Below are 16226 nucleotides of genomic sequence, written 5' to 3'. Positions count from 1 at the left end.
AAATGGAAATGCCCGCTCAGGGCGGGCTGTGAATAGGGGCCCACTGGGGGCGATGGTGGAGGGCTAGACAGCTTCGAGCGTGTCAAAGAGCGATGGCATGCTGATTTCGCGCTCCATCGCTTGGCAGTAGCTGACCCCATCCAAGAAATACTGCGGCGAAAGCTCGCAGCCTCGGGCACGCCGGCCCAACTTCAGCGCGCGGTAGGGAACAGTCATCAGCCCGCCGAATGGGTCATAGACCTCATCGCCAGGATTGCTCCACTGCACGATCGCTCGATCAGCGATATCGAACTGCATGGGGCACAGGTGCATTTCCTTGCCTTTGGCAGATTGGGCGCCGTTCAATGTGAGCATGCGGGTCACATCGCTCCAGACTTCATCGCTCCAGCTCTGGGGCTGCAGCAGCATGAATGTCACTGGCAGCTGGCCGGCGTCTTCCAGGTACTGGGCGATGCGGACGTGGTGCTCGTAGTTGTAGACCTCTTCCAAGCTGTGCTTTTTGAACATCTGAAAGATGGCATCGCTTGGCATGCCGGCCAGATGCTCTGGCTGCAGCAGCCGGTCACCCGAGCTGCGCGCAAAGCCGTGGGCGTCAGCCTGCCAGCGGGCTCGGGTGTAGCGATCCTTGGTCTTGACCACCGGCACATCAGCGTAGGTCTTCTCGGTGCTGCTGGGGGGCTTGCGGAAGATCAGCAGGTATTCCGGCATGCCCACACCCATCTTGGTACCGTCCTTGCACTGCTCGGTCCAGCCCAGGCGGTAGGTCTGGTTGTTCTCGCGCACCACGTCTGTGACGATGGTTTTCATGCCCATGTAGCCAAAGCCGTGGCGCCGAAAGCATTCGATGGTGTCCATATGGAAGGGATACACCGTCTGGAAAGCATGTTCTCCGACACTGCTGGGCACGATCCGGTCCTTGACGTGGATGGCTGCGATCCGGCCAGGCTGCAGTACACGTAGCAGTTCCGGTACCAGGAAGTCCATCTGGCGGAAGAAGTGCGCGTTGTTATCGGTGTGCCCGAAGTCGGCATAGTTGGGCGAGTATTCGTACTGTGTGCTGAACGGGATGCTGGTCAGCACCAGGCCAACACTGTTCTCGGCCATGGCGGAGGTCTCGAACACGCAGTCATTGTTTACGCAGGTGAAGCGTTCGCCGCTGACTTCGACCCGTTCCACACCCATTCTTCGGGTAAGGGATGCGGCCATGCCAGCCTGAGACAGGCCGAATTCCTGAATGATTTCTGTCATTTTTGCCATCATTTCGTTGTGCTGGGCCCACTTGCGTTCCATATCCCGGCGGATCTGGCGCTCGGCCTCGGTATAGATAAGGTCAACGCGGACCGGCTTCGTCTGCAGGAAGCGCTGTAGCCGGTGAACGGCCTGTATGAAATCGTTGAATTTGAAGCCGATCCCCAGGAAGATCGCCCAGGCGCAGTGCCGCTGGAAGTTGCAGCCGCTGCCCGCGATCACGGGTTTGGCTGCCAGCTCCTGGAATTTGCCATCGCTGAAATCGACAATGGCGTCTTCGCGCTCGTCCAGATCCTGGTTCCCGTAGACGCTGACAGCCGTTGGAACAGCCCGCTCGATTGCGTACCGCTCGGCCTCCAGGTCATGCCAGAGGATGCGGTGGGCGTCAGGGTCTTCAGCACGGATCTCCATCATCTTGTTAATGCGCGCCTGCAGGCTTTCGCGTTTCTCGCGCGAGGCCTCGATGATGCCCAGCGCCTCGGCCTTGAACATCCGGGCCTGGCCATAGACTTCGTGCCCAGCAAGATCGTGGTCGGCGGCGATTTCGTGCCAGCGCACATCCAACGGCGGCAGCTCGTAACCTACATCGCTGAAGCCCAGATCGCTCGGGCGCTGCACGAACAGGCCCCAGGAAGCGCACCACAGCCAGAACTCGCGCTCTTTATGGGGGTGGATCGTCAACTGGTCAGCCTTCTCGCTATTGCGCTTGAAGAATCGGGTTTTGGCTTGGCCAACATCCATGATCCCCAGGAATGCAGAGTAGGCCAGCAGTTCGATGAACTCGTTGGGGCTGGGCGTGGCCGTGGCCACGAAACGGTAGGCCACACCCGCGGAGCGCTCGCGTCGGTCCATCGTCTTGCGGTCACCAGCAAACAGGGCCATGAATTCCCGGAAGGTCTTTGTGCCGCCGAAGCCGCGCAGGCAGGATGCCTCATCCAGGCTGGTCACGGTAAAGAGTGTGGGGTTCAACTTGCCATCCCGCACCGTCTCGTAATTGGTGAGGTAGATCCCTTCTGGATCGTCGCATTCATCGATGCTGCGCACGAACTTCACCTTGATACCCAACATGGCGGCATCGCGGAAAAACTCCTGACGCACGCCCAGAGGGATCACCAGCAGCGCCATCCCGCCAGCTTTGGCGCGAGTGATTCGCACGATCTCCAACTGCATGACGCTCTTACCTAACCCAAAGGCGGCAAACAGCGCGCGGCGGCCGCCTTCCACGGCCCAGCAGACCATAGCCACCTGGTGTGGCTTGAGCAGGGGATTTACTTCATGGGGTTCACAGGGGAAGCCCAGTTGCTCCGGCAACGTCACTTTGTCGTGAAGAAACTGTTGGTAGGGGTCTGTCATAGGTTCCCAAACAAAAATGCCTGCTCATGGCAGGCAAGGGTTTCAAAGGAAAATCAGGACAAGGCCCATCAGGCCCTGTGCTCATGCTCCGATGGGGATAGTGATCAGATCGGTGAGTCATCCTCCAGGGAGTTGGCGAAAGCCTTCTCCGGTGTCAATCCTTCGCCATTGGAATCGAGCCCGTCCAGATCCTGCTGGCCACTATCGTCGCTGTCGCTGCCAGACGATGGCGTGTCAGGCTTGCCGGCGCGGTAGCCCTTCTTGGCCAGCATGACTTCGGCCGGTGCCAGAAGCTTGATGTAGATTTCGCCCTCGGCGGCCAGGCCTGAAAGCTCGCCGAAGGTGTCGTTGTCCTGCAGCTCGTCGCCGTTGTACTGGATGGTGCCCTTGATGGTCACGCTCCCGCCTTCGACCAGTTCATACTGCAGGCCGCACAGCACGGCATCGGTGAAGTCGACGTGCTCGCCTTCGGTGCCCCAGTCCCAGATGAAGCGATAGCCGCGCCATTTTTGGCCCTTCGCGTAGTGGTAGGCCAGTGGCAACTGGGGGTGGCGGATGTTCGGCAGGGGGATCGCGATATCCGGCAGCTCCACCTGGCCGGCCTGGGCGGCCTTGTTGCAGAAGTGGTGTTCACGCAGACCTGGTTCAAGCAGGTCCAGCAAGTCGTTCGACCCGGTGATCACGAACGCAATGTCGATCGCGCGGACCTTTTCTTCGCCGTGCAGCTCGCGGCGGGGGTTGGCATTGACGATCGTGACCTTGGTGGGCTCTGTAAGTTGGAAGGGCATGGTGCTCCTTTGGAGTTGTGAAGCTTCAAGCAGCCTGAGCTGCCTTCAGATCCTGGATGGCGAAGAACACATCGAGCGCTGCCCGGCAGTCGGCCATGGCGCTGTGCGCGTCCACCAGCGGCTTGCCCATGAAGTGCTCGTAGGCCTCGCGCAGGTTGGCGCTCTTGTGGTGGAAGCGGCGCGCGGCCTTCATCTTCTCCGTGGGCGGCAGCTGCAGGATCGGTGTGGACAGCAGTTGCGTGCAGTGGCTGTTGGCGGCCTTCCAGTTGTCGCGCTGGTCATCGCAGACGCTGGCGGGGAAGCGGTGCTGGGCGATGCGCAAGATGCGGCGATCGAAGCTCTCGTTGTGGCCCAGCAGCAGGCGGCCATCCCACAAGGTCATGAACATCTCGAGCGCTGTGCGCTCAGGGATGCCGACGGCGAGCGCACGCTCGGTGGTGATGCCGTGCACCTGGGCCACCTCGTCAGGAATGGTCTAGCCATCGGGGCGGATGATCACGTCCATGCTGGCGATGGTGGCCCGGGTGTCAAGGTCGACCAGCAGCGCCCCCAGTTGCACGATGTGCGGTTGGTCGGGGTGGTCTGAGGAGAGATCCCATTTGGGGAGACCCTGGGTCTCTGAATCGTAGGCCAGTATGAGGTTCATGTTACGTGCTTCCAGATTTTTCCATTGCGGATTTGTTTGATGACAGTGCGGCTGACGCCGTACCGGTTTGATAGCGCAGTCGTCCCTTCTTTGCTGTGCTTGATCGTGCTGGCTTCCTTCTCGGTCAATTTGGCGCACCATTGCTGACTACCAAGGATGGCGGTCGGCTTTTTAGCGCCCGTTGCGTATGAGCGCTTCAGGGAGGTGCTAGTCTTGGCGCGGCTGTCTGGCCTGTGACGAGTTCCTGTTTTGTGCAGCCGGTTGTGTTCAGCAGGTGTGAGTACCTTGATGTTCGAGATGGAGTCGTTGTCCCGATCTTCATCGTCGTGGTGCGCATGCTCCGCAGGCGTGAGCGGGCGCCCCAGCTTTGAAGCCAGAACAACTCGACTGCGACGCACATAACAGCCGCCTGAGATGACTGGCACCCCCGGAAAGAATGGGTGCGGCCTGATGCGCACCCGCCAGTACCGGTTCTGGCCCCGAGGCGGGTATTCGCCTATGACCTCTATCCCGTGCTGAAGGGTGTAGATAGGAGGTTTTTTGCGAAAGCCTGAGCCTGGTCGGTGGCTTCCTTGAGGCATTTCAGTTCACCGCCGCCTTCAACTCCTTGCCAGGGCGGAACTTGGGGGCCTTGGATTCTTTGATGCGCACCGATTCGCCCGTGCGAGGGTTACGGCCTGGGCGGCCGGCGCGGCGCACCACCTCGAAGGTGCCAAAACCCATGATCTGCAGCGAGTGGCCGCTGCGCAGCGTGTCGGTGATGGCCGCTGTCACGGCGTGGAGGGCGCGGCCGGCTTCTGCTTTGGTGAGCTTGGCGTTGTCGGCGATGTGTTCGATCAGTTCGGACTTGTTCACGGTGATTTCCTTGTCGGGATGAAAAAAGCGCAGCCTGTTGTGGGCTGCGCGGGGAGGGGCCGGCACTGGTACCGGCGTGGTCACACGGTTTGATGCGTGTATTCGTCGGCCATCTTCTGCAAGCGCATCGCCAAGGCCAGGCACAGGCGTGGGAAGCTGGATTCAGGCATCAGGACAGAGCCGCGCTCCTTGCGGTAGCTGATGCCCAGGCTTTCGAGCGTGCCGGCGTTTACCAGCACATCGATGCCGCCGGCCTTCAAGGTGGTGTTGATCTTGCCGATGCTGATCACGCTTTCATCCGCCTGGGCTGCCGCGCTGGTTTGGGCTGCATTGATCACCTGCTTGGCGTCGATCCCGGCCACTGCCTCCACAGCGTTGCTGGTGGCCAGGCGGGCAAGATCATTGGCCACAGGCTCGCCCAGCGCCCCGGTCTGTGCTGCCTGAGTGATCTCAGCCTTGGCGCTCTGGGCTTGATCCTGAATGCGCTTGCGCTCTTCTGCTGCATCGGCTTGGGCCTTTGCCTGCTCTTCGGCCCGGATGCGGGCACGATCGGCTTCGAGCTGCCGGTCGCGCTCGGCCGCCTCTTGAGCTGCTCGGGCGTCGGCCTCGCGTTTGGCCTTGGCTTCTTCCTCTGCTCGGATGCGCTCGCGCTCGGCCTCTAGCTTCTTGGCTTCCGCAGCCTGGTGCTGGCCAATCCGCATGGCGGCCAACGCCTGGAAGTCTTCGGGAGCCTTGGCGCCGACGGTGGCGAAGTCTGGAAAGAGGGTCATCCAGCTGCCGTCTTCATGTTCCAGGTGATCACGGTTCGCATGAAACCGGTCGGCCAGCGCGTTCGCGTCCACCTTGGCATTGGTCAGCGCCACCGCCACCTTGTCGCGCATGCTGTCGAGCGATTTCAGGCCTTTGATCACTTCGGCGAATCCGCCGGCCAGGCGCGGCAGCCAGTTGGTGCCCAAGCGCTGGTTGAGCGCAGCGGTATGGCTGTCCAGATCCTGCTGGGCCTGCAGCACCAGCGTCTGCTTGCGCGCATCCTTTTCGGACTTCACGCGCTTTTCCAGATCGAGCGCCTTGCTCGTGGCAATCTTGTCCAGCTGCTCGAGCACCGTCAGCGCTTCGTCCACGCTCTGCATGTTGGCGCGCACTCGCTTGCCAGCTTGCTTCATGGCGTCAGCAACACCTCGCAACCACTTGGCATCGTCGTCGGCCTCAGCAAACTGCTGGTCGGTCTCCAGCACCGTGTTGATGCTGTTGATGCGTGCCAGCGCGCCGGCCTTGAATTCATCCAGATTGCTGGTGGTGATCTCACCCTTCGCATCCAGGCGCAGCGCCGGCAGGGCGTCGCGCAGCTTGGCCTCAGGCGCGGGCTTGGGTGCTTCGGCCTCCGGTTGGTACGCGACAACCTCTTGTTCCAGCTGTGCCCACCCGGCAACGATCTTGGCGCGCAGTTCAGGGTTCGGCGTATACCAGCAGCTGCGCTGCTCTTCGCACACCCATTCGCCGGTGCTTCTGTTCACCACCCACTTGCTGGCCAGGAACAGCGTGCGCTCCACGGTTTCGGCGACCATGGCCTGGTGCTCCATCTGCACTTGGTACTCCAGCGGCAGATCGGCACCCGTGGCACTTGGCGTCATTGCGTCGCGCAGCCGATCGTTCAAGCTCTTGTGCTCCCACGCCGTCTCGCCCATCAGGGTCAGCCCGTCAAAGCTCGCGCTGTACTTACCATTGGTGCCCACCAGGGGTGCCAGTTCCTCGCCGACGATCAGCTCAGCAGCAGGCCGGGCCAAATCTTCAAACTGGTGCCCAGCGTCAAAGCGGCGCTGTGTGGCCGCATCCACCTCCGGCACGATGCCGGTGGCCAGGCGCTGAATCAACTCCGAGCGCGAGGTGTAGCTGCTGCAGCCCATCATCGCCGGCGCGTCGCTGGCATTGAAGTGGGCGGCCCGGTGCGCATGCCATGCCGGCGTGCCTTGTGTGAGATTCACGACTTCCATTTATTGACCTTCCAGCTCGGCCACGCGAGCATCGAAAACTTCGTTCAGGCGCAGGCGTTGCGCTTCGTCGGGGATGGCATCCATCAGGCTGCCCAGCTCGTAGAGCTTTTCCAAGTCGTTGGCGGCTGCCATATCGGCTTGCAGCTTTTCAGGGCTCAGTGCCGGAGCGTCGGCGGCCGGCGTGCTCTTGGGCTGCACGTCGGTGATCTCCTCCTTCTGCGCTGTTGGCTTGGCAGCAGGAGCCACCGGCTTGTAATCGACCAAGGTTTTTTGCTGCGATTCCGTGAGGGTGTAGCTGGCGTTCTTGGAATGCACGAACTGGATCAGCCGCTCGGCAGGTACGCCCTTGTCCAGCTGTTTCTTCCATTCGGTGAGCTTGGCGTCGAAGTCGGCCTGCGGATAGTCCTGCTTGACCTCTTCGGCCTGGCCCATGTGCTTGTTGACCGGTGGCTTGCCAGCAGTCTCCATGTCCTGCAGCTCCTCGGCTACGGCCATGCCGCGCAGCACATCAGGGAAGACATCGCGCAGCGCGAATGCGCGTGCGCGCAGTTGGCGCATGCGCTTGGGGTACTGCGTCCAGGGGCCTTGCTTGCCAGCCAGGCCGGCCATGCGAGCATCTTCTGTGCTGAAGGATCGGATCTGCTCTTCACCGCCCTTGCGCCGAACACGGCAGGTGGCGGTGGTGCCGTCATCTTCTTCTGTGACGTAGTCGCAGACCGGGCTGGCGAGCACCAGGGCGATGACAGCGTCACCCCAGAGAGCCGGGCGGCCGTTGATCACCGCAATGTTCTGGATGGCCTGCAGCGGCTTCATCCCGAGCTCAGTGCCCCATTGCATGGCGATCAGGCAGTTCGCTGGCTTGCCCTGGAAGTCCTTGGGCACCATGTTGCTGTCTGACAGGTACTGCGCAAAGGTCAGCGCCTGCTCGAAGGTTTGGGGCGACAGGTCGACCTGCGTGTTTTGGCGCGGTGCCAGCTGGTTGTTGGTTTGTGAAGTGGTCATGGTTTTGGTGGTGGTGAGCGGGATCAGAAAAAGCGGGCCGATGTCGAAAGCACGGCAGCTGCAGAAAAAGAAAGCGCCGTGATGGCGCTCCAGAGGAAGGCGTGAAGAATGGTTCTCAAGGGTTCACCTCGCGCATGCATTGCATTTCAGTGCTGTCGTGCCAGACGGCCGATTGGCCTGGGCCGCAAAGCTGTGCCGCTGCGACGGCTCGGCGCTGCTCCTGCTTGGCGACCAGGTGCTTGGGCTGGGGCTGCTCACCAGCATCTGCGCCAGTGCAGCCGCTCAGCAGGGCCAGCGCTGCTGCGGCGATGCAGACGACCAAGGCGGAAAGCGACGCTGAGGCCTGGCCGCTTACAGCCGGGCCCATGGGCACAATCACTGACTGCCGCTGGTACGGGCCAAAGGCCTGCTCCAGAGTGCGCGGGTAGCGCCGTGTGGTGTCGCTGACATCAGCGGGGAAGGGGATGCGCTTCATGCCTCTGGCTCCTCTTGTGATACCTCTGGGTCCGGGGTAATGCCCTCTATCTCGTCGCAGAGCCGCAGCATCCTGTCGCCCATACAGCAGCGGGTGCGGTTGGCGGTTTCGGCCAGGTCGCGGGCTTCTTCAAGCAGGCGGGCCTTCTGTTCTTCTGACTTAAAAAACTTGTCGACCAGCTCCATGTGCACCGACATCGGCACAGGCGGATCGTCGTCGTCCGGCTCCATGCCGTCCCAGCGGCGCTGGCCGCGAGCCAGCGCGCGGTGAATGGACAAGTCGTTCATGGGCTTCTCCTTGGAATAAAAAAGCCCGCTGGGTGGCGGGCGAAGGCGCCGACTGGAGGGCAGCGCTCAGGGGAATAAAAAAGAGCCACCGGTGAGGGTGGCTCAAACGCCCGAGGGGTATCGGGCGGGGAGGGTGGGTTGATGGTGGTCAGGGCCGCACGGGATTTTTCATGGCAGCCGCAAAGCCCGAAGGTATCGGCCTAGTACCAGCCGGCGCCGGTTCAACTACGACGTGCCACGCCTCTTCGGCGCATTCACCATCATTTGAGCGGGCAGGGCGCTACTCCTGCAAGGTGTTTCGACTTCACGCCATCCTGTGACGTAGAGCGGTCTGCGGCCACCTACCTACCTTTATGGCTTGGATTTCTGAGGTGCCATTCTTTCCTCTTTGCGTGTGTCCGTCGCACCACGCCGCCGCCCAAATGATGGCCCTCTTTCGAGGAGTACCCAAAGCATCAAATCATCTGAAATGATGCTCTTGGGGTGCTTATGAGGTTGCCTTGGCGATCAATGCACGGGCCTTTTCGGTCATGTAGTTGGCATCTCCACCTTGACGGTCGAGCCACTCCTTGATGAACTCCAGCAGTTCAGGGGCTGTAGTCATCAAGTGGGCATCGGCGTCGTGCGGGTCTTGGTCAAAGCAGCAGACGACTGCTCCGTTGGCTCCATCAATCTGTGCGCAATATCCTGCGTCGTCGTGGTACGACCAAGGCCCAGGCGTGTGCTTCTCTTCCATCATCATCCTTCCGCGCCTGTGCGCATAAATTGAAAACGCCCTGAGTAGGGCGCTTAGGGGTTAGTGAAACCGGACGGCGCCTTCGTCTGCAGCAAGTTCAAATGCCGCGCTCATGCTGGCGTAGTTTTCTCGGAACCACTCATCATCATGTTGAGCGGCCTTTTCAGCGAATTGCTTGAAGTCCTTATGGAGCTTTGCGGCAACCTCGGCGCCAATGATCCCGTCGCAGTCGGTGAAGGTGATCAATTCCCAGAACGGCCCTTCACTTGCTGCCCAAGCCGCCGCGTCGTGTCGCAGTTCTACCGTGCTGTAGCGCTTGTATTCGACGGCTGGCCAGCCAGCTAAAGCCGCAAGCTGATTGCGCCATCCGTTGTATGCGCCGTATCCGCAGTCCATGCCTACAACACGCTTCTCAAAGTCGTAAGCAGCTCCTGCCTCAAGGCTGCCATTGCGGCCTGGAAAGTCGGTGTTGACATTGGCAAGAAAGCCGAAGTCTACCGGCTCTCCAGTTGCTTTCGAGACTGGTTCTCCGTCATCGTCGTAGTTGCAGTCCAACTTCTTTACTTTGCTGTAAGCAGTGATGTCAATTCCCATCGCTCGCTCCTTAAAAAACAAAAGCGCCAACTCGTGACGCTTGTGATTTCCCTCTGATGTCGCCCAGAGGGGAGCGCCGATTGCTCGGTGGTAGTGCAGCATTCATTTCTCAATGAGGACTGAGTCGATGTACGCTCTACAGTCCCCCAGATCACCAGTCCCGCCGACGTTTAGCACATACGCTGCGAACCGGTCACGGTGAGTTGTAGAACTCATATTGCCCATAGCCCACACTAGGCGCGATGCGTCGTCTTGCTGAGGGGCGGCGGATAGGATGGCGTCCCAACGCATTCTCTCAGCCTCGCGCCAAGGAAGATGGCGAGATGCATTTGCGGCTTCGTGTGCAGCGACCAGCATTTCCTCAGTCATTTCAGTGGGCAGAGAGATCTCCGAAAATTTCATGCCTCCCTCCTGTAGTCCGATACCCAGAACTGAGGGATCTGTTCAAGATCCAGCTCTTCAAACTCCGGCTCCACGCGCACCTGGCATGGAGCAGCGTCAACTGAAACAAGGCTGCCGAGCATCCGGGCTCGCTCGATATGTTGTTCCCGCTCGGCAAGCGCAAGCATCTGGATAATGTTCATGTGAACCTCCTTAGAAAAGCGAAACGCTCCCGATGGAGCGCTTTGGTTTTCGGTCTAGCTGTTCCCGCTTCCACCGGTTGCCCGGTTCTTCGGCTCCAGACCTAACAATACCCCTTCCTTTGCGGTGCAGGGACAACACCTTCATGGCTCCTTGGCTCTCGCCTTCCCATCTTTCGACGCCGGTTGACCATCTGGCCGGTGGCGCCACCTGCAGAACTGTTGTGCTGTATGGTGTCGTTAAGCAGTATTGTTAGCGTACTTACATTTAAAGTCAAGCATACTTACGAAATATTTTTAAGTAAGCTAACATTTTTGGGTGCGGACCAAAAAAAACCGCCTTTGCGGCGGTGCATTTGGGTGTAGGGGACGCAGTCAGTGCGTAGGTAGCCGGTATAGATAAGTCACACAACAGCGCTGATGCTCAACCCACAAGAAGAGTGATCAGCCCAGCGGTATTGCTCTTGTCTTCCGTCGTTGACCATTCGAAGTACATGTAGGCATTGGGCCAATTAGGAAATGCTCTTTTGAAGAGAGCAAGGACTGATTGCAGCTTCAGTATGATTTCTTCAGAGGTTGCACTGGGGGAGACTTGCCCGTCTCGCTGTAGCGCAAGGCAAGTTCGCTGCAGGTGTTGAAGGTACTTCTCGTAGGCCGCTGGCGCCTTCTCCTTACCGAAGATGGTCTTCTTACCCATGCTTTTGACATAGTCGTCCATGGCCATAACCAGGTGTTGCATCGCTACAAATGTGTGTGGCACATGGCGCTGGAGAGAAGCAAGGCACACATCCTTTTCATTCATGTGGCACCTCGATAAATGTTCGAGCTAAAACTGCAGAGCATTGCGACGCGCTCTGCCTGCCACCAGCTGGATCGCTTGAATTTCGTGCTCATAGACAGTGAGCGGGCCGTAGCCATTGTTGATGGAAAGCAACTGGATTTCGCCATCCCGACGCCAGTTCAACTGCTTGAGCATTTTCTTGCCGTTGGTGCACGCCACCACTACGTCATCGCCTTCCTGCGGTTCAATGTTCGGTTCGACGATCACGAACTCGCCGGCCCGGTATCTTGGATGCATCGAATCTCCACGCACTCGAACTGCATAAGCGTTCGGGTCGTTCGTCGGGTAGAGCACAAAGCCCTCGCCGTGTCCCACCGGATATTCGAGCTCTTCCAGGTATCCGTCGTCCCCGCCTTTTACTTCGCCCACCACCGGTATCTTCCTCATTTCTCGAAGTTCGATCCGATCACCTACTTCAGACGAGATTGACGAATGCTGCGGTGCCAAACGCTTGGCGCCTTCACCTGTGGATATCCAGATCGCGCTGTAGCCCGTCTTGGCGGCAAGCTTTGTCGCGGGAGATGCCTTGATGGTCTTGGTCGGACCATCTTTCCATTGCGTAACAGCAGACGACGACACCCCTGTCAGCTCGGCGATTTGGCCGACTGTCAGATTGGCCGCTGCCATGATTTCTGCGATTCGTTCTTGAAGTGTGCTCACGAAAGTGAGCTTACTTGCATTGATGGTTAGTGTGCTTGCTTGCATGATTGTAAGCGTGCTAACATTCGGGAATGAAAAAAGCAGACGCCATTGAATTGTTGGGTGGCTCGGTGGCTGTAGCCGCCAAAGCCATTGGTATCAACCCGCAAGCCATTTCGCAGTGGCCAGACGTGCTTCCAGCACGGCTGGTTGATCGCGTGATTGCCGCATGCGTCCGTACCGGCATTGCTGTGCCTGACGGGGTGCTGGGCGCCAGGGCGTCTGTGGAGGTCCCTCATGTTTGAACCTGCAGGCACCGAAACCCAACAGCGCCAGTCCATCGTGGACGAGCTCGAGCGTCTTGACGAGCGCAAGCGCGAGATCCTGGCCGCCGTGTGCGGCGAGATCGAGGCAAAGCATGCAGACCTGATCCGCTCTTGCGGCGTTCTCGGCCATGTGTATGGACGCGCTCTGGCCGATGGCAGCAGGGAGTGCGTTTTCTGCCGCGCTGGTGTGCTGGTGTTCCCCGAGTTGGATGTGGTGCCGCAAGGAGTGTTGGGGGCGAAGGCTTCTGAGGAGACTACCCATGGCTGACAAGCTGCCACCTTCTATCCAAAAGATCATCAACAAGAAGTGGGATAGCGCAGGGGATCTCCACCGCGAAGCGTTGGATTCGCAAGAGTGTGTTGATGCGGTTCTGCGGAACGTGCAGCAAAGAAGTGCTGCCATCCGCAATTCGCTGACGGGGATTTCTAAGTTAACTCCCGAAGCACCCGCTGCATCGCCTCCCGAAACTGAACAGCTGCCTGCTGAGGCACAGAGTCTGCGACGTGATCCATATGGTCTAAGTACTTTGACTTCACCGCCGCGCGATCCGGATGGGTGGCATACAGCGCATGAACAAGGTGTTGGTAAGCCATCAGATTGGTCTCGATCCGCGAAATGTGCTCCGCCAATACAGCAATTGCTTCCATGGCTGATGGCGGCTCTTGTCCTTGCGGGGTTCCTGAAATGCCGTTGAAGTCGTTTCCGCTCATGTCTGCCCCTCCTGGGGATGGTTGTGTAGGAGCACCCATTCTGCCCCAGGAGGTGGCGGGCACCCCATCGTCCCCATTCCGAAGAGCGGCCTTCGCCGCCAACCACCTGCGCCAGTCCTCTGCCCGCTGATCCACCTGGCAACCACCCATCCCCTGAGCAACCTTGACCACAACAAGGACCCAAAAATGACACTGAGCAAAGACAACGAAGCGCCCAGCTTCGCCCGAGAAGCAAATCCGAACCTCGACCGCTCGGAGCTGCGCGTGAACATGCACAAGTTCACCCTGAACATGATCGACGCCGAAGTGCACTTCCGCCTGCGCTACAGCGATGCCGACTGCAGCCGCAGCCGCGTGATCAACGAAGTGCTGGCCAACTGGGCGCAGCGCCAATGGGAAGCCGCCCAGATCCAGTGCGATAAAGCGGGCGACAACCCTTTCGCGGCGATCGCTGCAAAGGCGCTGGAGTTCGTTGAGCCCCAGTCGGAAGAAAAGTTCGAGTGCGTGCGCGCGAGCGTGCCAAAGACCACCCTCCAGGTGATCAGTGCCGCGGCCGAGCACCGCAAGGCTTTCCATGGCGTGAACGCGGACCGGGGCACTGTGGTCAACGAGGTGATGAACGAGTGGGCGAACCAGAAGTGGCATGGCGCTACTTTGACGCTCAAGCTCTGCGAGGGCAATCCACTCGATTCGGATTCCGCAGGAGGCACCCATGCCTGAAGTCGTCAGCCTCGAATACATCCAGAGCCTGGCCCTGCGAGCGCGCGCGGCCGGCACCCCCATCGAACAAGCATGCCCCTGGCCTTTGGGCACAGCAGCTGCAGAAGCCTTTGTCGACGCTTACGAGCGGGCTGTGGAGCAGTCATGAAGTCCCAGATCTCGATGGTACGAGTGGCCAGTCCTGATGGTGTGCAGGAAATTTTGGCCCTGGTGGTCTCATTCGATGAAGTGCCTTTTTCGGCTCCTGTTGAGGTGCAGACGGAATTCCTGCAAATGCAAGCGCGCGGCTTTAAGCAGCTCGCGGACATGCTCCAACAGCAGGTGGTGACACATCGATCTACTGATGGAGGTTGCCATTAATTACTACGAACACCACATCGGTGACTTTCTGAAAAAGACGGTGCACCTGAACGCCGTTGAAGAAGGTGTTTACCGCAGGCTGCTGGATCGTTACTACACGACCGAAAAGCCGTTGCCTGCTGATGTGCGCGAGTGCTGCAAGTTGGCACGCGCTATCAGCAAAGCGGAGCGCGATGCAGTACGCGATGTATTGCAGGACTTCTTTGTATTGCATGCGGATGGACATCACCAGGGCCGCGCAGACGAGGAAATTGCTCGATTCAAGGATAAGCAAGCAAAGGCGCAGCGCAGTGCGAACGCACGCTGGAGCGCACAGCGTATGCAATCCGAAGGCAATGCGAACGCATCGGAAACTGACATGCGAACGCATATGCGAACGCATTCCGAACGGAATGCACCACGCGCCCGTCCCCAGACTCCAATCCCCAATCACCAAACACCACTTAATTCCGTACCTGACGGTACGGACGGCGACCATGCGCCGGCGGCACCTCAACCAGACGATACCGGCTCGACAACTGCATCGACAGCCAAGCCAGCGAAATCGCCTGAGGAACTGGCGAAGGCTGAACTTTGGCGAGCTGCCGTGTCGGTGCTGGAGCAGGGCGGTTGCCCGCAGGCACAGGCCAGGTCGTTCATGGGCAAGCTGGTCAAGGACTACTCGTTCCCCGTGGTGCAGCAGGCGGTGGCTGCAGCCGTTACCGAACAGCCGGCTGACGCCAGGGAGTACCTGAAGGCAGCGTGCCAGCACGGCGCCGGCCAACGCCAACCCGTGAACCGCCAGGAAGCATTGGAGAGCAGAAACCGCAATGTGGCCGACGCCTGGGCGGCCGAAGGAGGCGAGCATGCAAATGTCTGACCGCGCTGCGTTTGCGCAGCTGATCACCGACGTATTGGCGTACTACCGCCAAGACGCCAGCCGCTTTGTGCTGGAGCTGTGGTGGAACGCCTGCCGAGGCTTTGAGCTGGAGCAGCTCCGTCAAGCGATCCAACGCCACTGCACTGACGCCGAGCGCGGACAGTTTGCACCGAAGGTGGCCGACTTGGCCAAGATTCTGCAGGGCACTGCAACTGACCGCGCAGCCATCGCCTGGGGCAAGGTGCACGGCGCCATGTCATCGGTGGGTGCGTACCAGGACGTTGTTTTTGACGACCCCGCGATCCATGCGGTGGTTGACGACTTGGGCGGCTGGCAGAAGGTGTGCCGCATGCCGCTTGATGAGCTCGGTTATCTGCAGCACCGGTTTACCGAGTCTTACCGCGCATACGCCGGCCGCGGTGAGTTCGACTATCCGCGACGCCTGTCGGGCGACCGCAGCCCCGACAGCGAGTATCAAAAAATCGGCCTCAAGCCGCCTGCACCTGTGGTGGTGGGCGACCGAGTTGCGGCGCGCCAGGTGTACCTGCAGGGCAGCGCTACGGGCAAGACCGCGATCAGCTACCAGGCGCTGGACGCCATTGAAGCTGCGCCCGCCGGCTTGCTGCCAGCTTCACGCCCAGTGGTGGCTGCATGAGCTCCGGCGCCCACACCCGCGAGAGCTCTGCTGCCGTGCTGACGCAGCTGAAGCAGACCTTTGCCACCAGTGCCAAGCGTGATCCCAAGCAGTGGGCGCGCGACATCCTCGAAGAAGAGCGCCTGGGCAAGAAGGTTTCAGCTATCCGCCTGCGGTTTGCCCGCGAGGCGCTGGGCCGTGAGCTCAGCAACAGATCCAACGAAGGAGATTTGACGTGATTCAAGTGATTCAGACCGACGAGATCCGTGCGCTCGGAAGCGTGCTGTTTGGCGATTGCAAGGACGAGGAACTGATTGCCGCGCTGGCATGCGTGCAGATGCCTACGGAGGCAGGGCGCTGTATCCAGTTCGCAATCCGCACGCTGGAGAGCAAGGATTTGGCCGCCGATTTTCTCAGCGTGTACGGCTTCATCCAAAGCCCCATTTGCACTAAGCGGTTCCCCAGCGGTTCAGCACAGGCAACGGCCGGGCTGCTGATCGCGGCGGTGATCCAAGCATTCCCGAAAGAAATTGCTCTTGAGTACTTCCACGACCTTGCTGCATCCAGTGACCAATAGCTA

Annotated in this window: 25 protein-coding genes; 9 read left to right on the top strand and 16 right to left on the bottom strand. The window is 59.9% G+C overall.

The window, feature by feature from the left end; translation table 11 throughout:
* Window positions 1–63: 63 nt before the first annotated feature.
* From WH367_RS16585 to WH367_RS16515, 15 genes are all read right to left on the bottom strand, one after another.
* Complete coding sequence (locus WH367_RS16585) at window positions 64–2601, bottom strand: DNA methyltransferase (protein WP_339536947.1); 2538 nt, start codon at window positions 2599–2601, stop codon at window positions 64–66.
* A gap of 104 nt (window positions 2602–2705) precedes the next feature.
* Window positions 2706–3389 carry a hypothetical protein gene (locus WH367_RS16580; RefSeq protein WP_339536946.1) on the bottom strand — a complete coding sequence of 228 codons (684 nt, stop codon included), beginning with the start codon at window positions 3387–3389 and terminating at the stop codon, window positions 2706–2708.
* A gap of 25 nt (window positions 3390–3414) precedes the next feature.
* A complete protein-coding gene (locus WH367_RS16575; RefSeq protein WP_339536945.1) occupies window positions 3415–3849 on the bottom strand; it encodes a 3'-5' exonuclease in 435 nt (144 codons plus the stop codon).
* Between the two features lie 15 nt (window positions 3850–3864).
* Window positions 3865–4035 (bottom strand): hypothetical protein, encoded by a 171-nt coding sequence (locus WH367_RS16570; protein WP_339536944.1) that lies wholly within the window; start codon window positions 4033–4035, stop codon window positions 3865–3867.
* Window positions 4032–4433, bottom strand: a complete 402-nt coding sequence (locus WH367_RS16565; protein ID WP_339536943.1) for a hypothetical protein — start codon at window positions 4431–4433, stop codon at window positions 4032–4034. The genes WH367_RS16570 and WH367_RS16565 overlap by 4 nt, the downstream gene beginning before the upstream one ends.
* Before the next feature lie 184 nt (window positions 4434–4617).
* Entirely contained in the window at window positions 4618–4923 is a 306-nt protein-coding gene (locus WH367_RS16560) for an HU family DNA-binding protein (protein ID WP_339536977.1), read from the bottom strand.
* A 47-nt stretch (window positions 4924–4970) separates the two neighbouring features.
* Window positions 4971–6881, bottom strand: a complete 1911-nt coding sequence (locus tag WH367_RS16555; RefSeq protein WP_339536942.1) for a YqaJ viral recombinase family protein — start codon at window positions 6879–6881, stop codon at window positions 4971–4973.
* Entirely contained in the window at window positions 6882–7883 is a 1002-nt protein-coding gene (locus WH367_RS16550; protein ID WP_339536941.1) for a recombinase RecT, read from the bottom strand.
* A gap of 115 nt (window positions 7884–7998) precedes the next feature.
* The gene (locus tag WH367_RS16545) at window positions 7999–8358 is read right to left on the bottom strand and encodes a hypothetical protein (RefSeq protein WP_021028825.1); all 360 of its coding nucleotides are present in this window, start codon (window positions 8356–8358) and stop codon (window positions 7999–8001) included.
* Window positions 8355–8645 (bottom strand): hypothetical protein, encoded by a 291-nt coding sequence (locus tag WH367_RS16540; protein WP_339536940.1) that lies wholly within the window; start codon window positions 8643–8645, stop codon window positions 8355–8357. Before WH367_RS16540 ends, WH367_RS16545 begins: the two co-directional genes overlap by 4 nt.
* Before the next feature lie 487 nt (window positions 8646–9132).
* Window positions 9133–9381 carry a hypothetical protein gene (locus tag WH367_RS16535; RefSeq protein WP_339536939.1) on the bottom strand — a complete coding sequence of 83 codons (249 nt, stop codon included), beginning with the start codon at window positions 9379–9381 and terminating at the stop codon, window positions 9133–9135.
* 60 nt (window positions 9382–9441) lie between these two features.
* On the bottom strand, window positions 9442–10077 hold the full coding sequence (locus WH367_RS16530; RefSeq protein ID WP_339536938.1) for a hypothetical protein: 636 nt from the start codon (window positions 10075–10077) through the stop codon (window positions 9442–9444).
* A 296-nt stretch (window positions 10078–10373) separates the two neighbouring features.
* Window positions 10374–10559 carry a hypothetical protein gene (locus tag WH367_RS16525; protein WP_339536937.1) on the bottom strand — a complete coding sequence of 62 codons (186 nt, stop codon included), beginning with the start codon at window positions 10557–10559 and terminating at the stop codon, window positions 10374–10376.
* Window positions 10560–10980: 421 nt separating this feature from the next.
* A complete protein-coding gene (locus tag WH367_RS16520; RefSeq protein ID WP_339536936.1) occupies window positions 10981–11358 on the bottom strand; it encodes a hypothetical protein in 378 nt (125 codons plus the stop codon).
* A gap of 24 nt (window positions 11359–11382) precedes the next feature.
* Window positions 11383–12102, bottom strand: a complete 720-nt coding sequence (locus tag WH367_RS16515; RefSeq protein WP_339536935.1) for a LexA family transcriptional regulator — start codon at window positions 12100–12102, stop codon at window positions 11383–11385.
* A 26-nt stretch (window positions 12103–12128) separates the two neighbouring features.
* Between WH367_RS16515 and WH367_RS16510 the strand changes: the two genes are divergently transcribed.
* Entirely contained in the window at window positions 12129–12341 is a 213-nt protein-coding gene (locus WH367_RS16510; RefSeq protein WP_339536934.1) for a Cro/CI family transcriptional regulator, read from the top strand.
* On the top strand, window positions 12334–12630 hold the full coding sequence (locus tag WH367_RS16505; protein ID WP_339536933.1) for a hypothetical protein: 297 nt from the start codon (window positions 12334–12336) through the stop codon (window positions 12628–12630). The genes WH367_RS16510 and WH367_RS16505 overlap by 8 nt, the downstream gene beginning before the upstream one ends.
* Window positions 12631–12788: 158 nt before the next feature.
* Here WH367_RS16505 and WH367_RS16500 read toward each other — a convergent pair whose 3' ends face one another.
* Window positions 12789–13073 carry a hypothetical protein gene (locus WH367_RS16500; RefSeq protein WP_339536932.1) on the bottom strand — a complete coding sequence of 95 codons (285 nt, stop codon included), beginning with the start codon at window positions 13071–13073 and terminating at the stop codon, window positions 12789–12791.
* Window positions 13074–13259: 186 nt separating this feature from the next.
* On the opposite strand from WH367_RS16500, the gene WH367_RS16495 reads away from it, so the two are divergent.
* From WH367_RS16495 to WH367_RS16465, 7 genes are read left to right on the top strand one after another with little or no spacing between them, the layout of a single operon-like run.
* Window positions 13260–13793: a hypothetical protein gene (locus tag WH367_RS16495; protein WP_339536931.1), complete on the top strand. Its 534-nt coding sequence runs from the start codon at window positions 13260–13262 to the stop codon at window positions 13791–13793.
* Window positions 13786–13941: a hypothetical protein gene (locus WH367_RS16490; RefSeq protein WP_339536930.1), complete on the top strand. Its 156-nt coding sequence runs from the start codon at window positions 13786–13788 to the stop codon at window positions 13939–13941. The genes WH367_RS16495 and WH367_RS16490 overlap by 8 nt, the downstream gene beginning before the upstream one ends.
* Window positions 13938–14153: a hypothetical protein gene (locus tag WH367_RS16485; RefSeq protein WP_339536929.1), complete on the top strand. Its 216-nt coding sequence runs from the start codon at window positions 13938–13940 to the stop codon at window positions 14151–14153. The genes WH367_RS16490 and WH367_RS16485 overlap by 4 nt, the downstream gene beginning before the upstream one ends.
* Complete coding sequence (locus tag WH367_RS16480) at window positions 14137–15012, top strand: YdaU family protein (protein WP_339536928.1); 876 nt, start codon at window positions 14137–14139, stop codon at window positions 15010–15012. Before WH367_RS16485 ends, WH367_RS16480 begins: the two co-directional genes overlap by 17 nt.
* Entirely contained in the window at window positions 14999–15667 is a 669-nt protein-coding gene (locus WH367_RS16475) for a DUF6475 domain-containing protein (RefSeq protein ID WP_339536927.1), read from the top strand. Before WH367_RS16480 ends, WH367_RS16475 begins: the two co-directional genes overlap by 14 nt.
* Window positions 15664–15885, top strand: a complete 222-nt coding sequence (locus WH367_RS16470) for a hypothetical protein (protein ID WP_339536926.1) — start codon at window positions 15664–15666, stop codon at window positions 15883–15885. Before WH367_RS16475 ends, WH367_RS16470 begins: the two co-directional genes overlap by 4 nt.
* Entirely contained in the window at window positions 15882–16223 is a 342-nt protein-coding gene (locus WH367_RS16465; RefSeq protein ID WP_339536925.1) for a hypothetical protein, read from the top strand. Before WH367_RS16470 ends, WH367_RS16465 begins: the two co-directional genes overlap by 4 nt.
* Window positions 16224–16226 lie beyond the last annotated feature (3 nt).

The organism is Comamonas sp. MYb21, from assembly GCF_037479395.1.
GTDB lineage: Bacteria > Pseudomonadota > Gammaproteobacteria > Burkholderiales > Burkholderiaceae_C > Comamonas.
Note: the sequence above shows the minus strand (reverse complement) of the source record. Positions and strands in the feature narration are given on the sequence as shown.

Coding starts and splice junctions, on each gene's coding strand:
- WH367_RS16540 (WP_339536940.1), bottom strand. CDS start 8,645: ATGAACGACTTGTCCATTCACCGCGCGCTGGCTCGCGGCCAGCGCCGC.
- WH367_RS16485 (WP_339536929.1), top strand. CDS start 13,938: ATGAAGTCCCAGATCTCGATGGTACGAGTGGCCAGTCCTGATGGTGTG.
- WH367_RS16480 (WP_339536928.1), top strand. CDS start 14,137: ATGGAGGTTGCCATTAATTACTACGAACACCACATCGGTGACTTTCTG.
- WH367_RS16505 (WP_339536933.1), top strand. CDS start 12,334: ATGTTTGAACCTGCAGGCACCGAAACCCAACAGCGCCAGTCCATCGTG.
- WH367_RS16550 (WP_339536941.1), bottom strand. CDS start 7,883: ATGACCACTTCACAAACCAACAACCAGCTGGCACCGCGCCAAAACACG.
- WH367_RS16545 (WP_021028825.1), bottom strand. CDS start 8,358: ATGAAGCGCATCCCCTTCCCCGCTGATGTCAGCGACACCACACGGCGC.
- WH367_RS16495 (WP_339536931.1), top strand. CDS start 13,260: ATGACACTGAGCAAAGACAACGAAGCGCCCAGCTTCGCCCGAGAAGCA.
- WH367_RS16500 (WP_339536932.1), bottom strand. CDS start 13,073: ATGAGCGGAAACGACTTCAACGGCATTTCAGGAACCCCGCAAGGACAA.
- WH367_RS16490 (WP_339536930.1), top strand. CDS start 13,786: ATGCCTGAAGTCGTCAGCCTCGAATACATCCAGAGCCTGGCCCTGCGA.
- WH367_RS16580 (WP_339536946.1), bottom strand. CDS start 3,389: ATGCCCTTCCAACTTACAGAGCCCACCAAGGTCACGATCGTCAATGCC.
- WH367_RS16525 (WP_339536937.1), bottom strand. CDS start 10,559: ATGAACATTATCCAGATGCTTGCGCTTGCCGAGCGGGAACAACATATC.
- WH367_RS16515 (WP_339536935.1), bottom strand. CDS start 12,102: ATGCAAGCAAGCACACTAACCATCAATGCAAGTAAGCTCACTTTCGTG.
- WH367_RS16520 (WP_339536936.1), bottom strand. CDS start 11,358: ATGAATGAAAAGGATGTGTGCCTTGCTTCTCTCCAGCGCCATGTGCCA.
- WH367_RS16510 (WP_339536934.1), top strand. CDS start 12,129: ATGAAAAAAGCAGACGCCATTGAATTGTTGGGTGGCTCGGTGGCTGTA.
- WH367_RS16475 (WP_339536927.1), top strand. CDS start 14,999: ATGCAAATGTCTGACCGCGCTGCGTTTGCGCAGCTGATCACCGACGTA.
- WH367_RS16570 (WP_339536944.1), bottom strand. CDS start 4,035: ATGAACCTCATACTGGCCTACGATTCAGAGACCCAGGGTCTCCCCAAA.
- WH367_RS16535 (WP_339536939.1), bottom strand. CDS start 9,381: ATGGAAGAGAAGCACACGCCTGGGCCTTGGTCGTACCACGACGACGCA.
- WH367_RS16555 (WP_339536942.1), bottom strand. CDS start 6,881: ATGGAAGTCGTGAATCTCACACAAGGCACGCCGGCATGGCATGCGCAC.
- WH367_RS16470 (WP_339536926.1), top strand. CDS start 15,664: ATGAGCTCCGGCGCCCACACCCGCGAGAGCTCTGCTGCCGTGCTGACG.
- WH367_RS16585 (WP_339536947.1), bottom strand. CDS start 2,601: ATGACAGACCCCTACCAACAGTTTCTTCACGACAAAGTGACGTTGCCG.
- WH367_RS16530 (WP_339536938.1), bottom strand. CDS start 10,077: ATGCTGCACTACCACCGAGCAATCGGCGCTCCCCTCTGGGCGACATCA.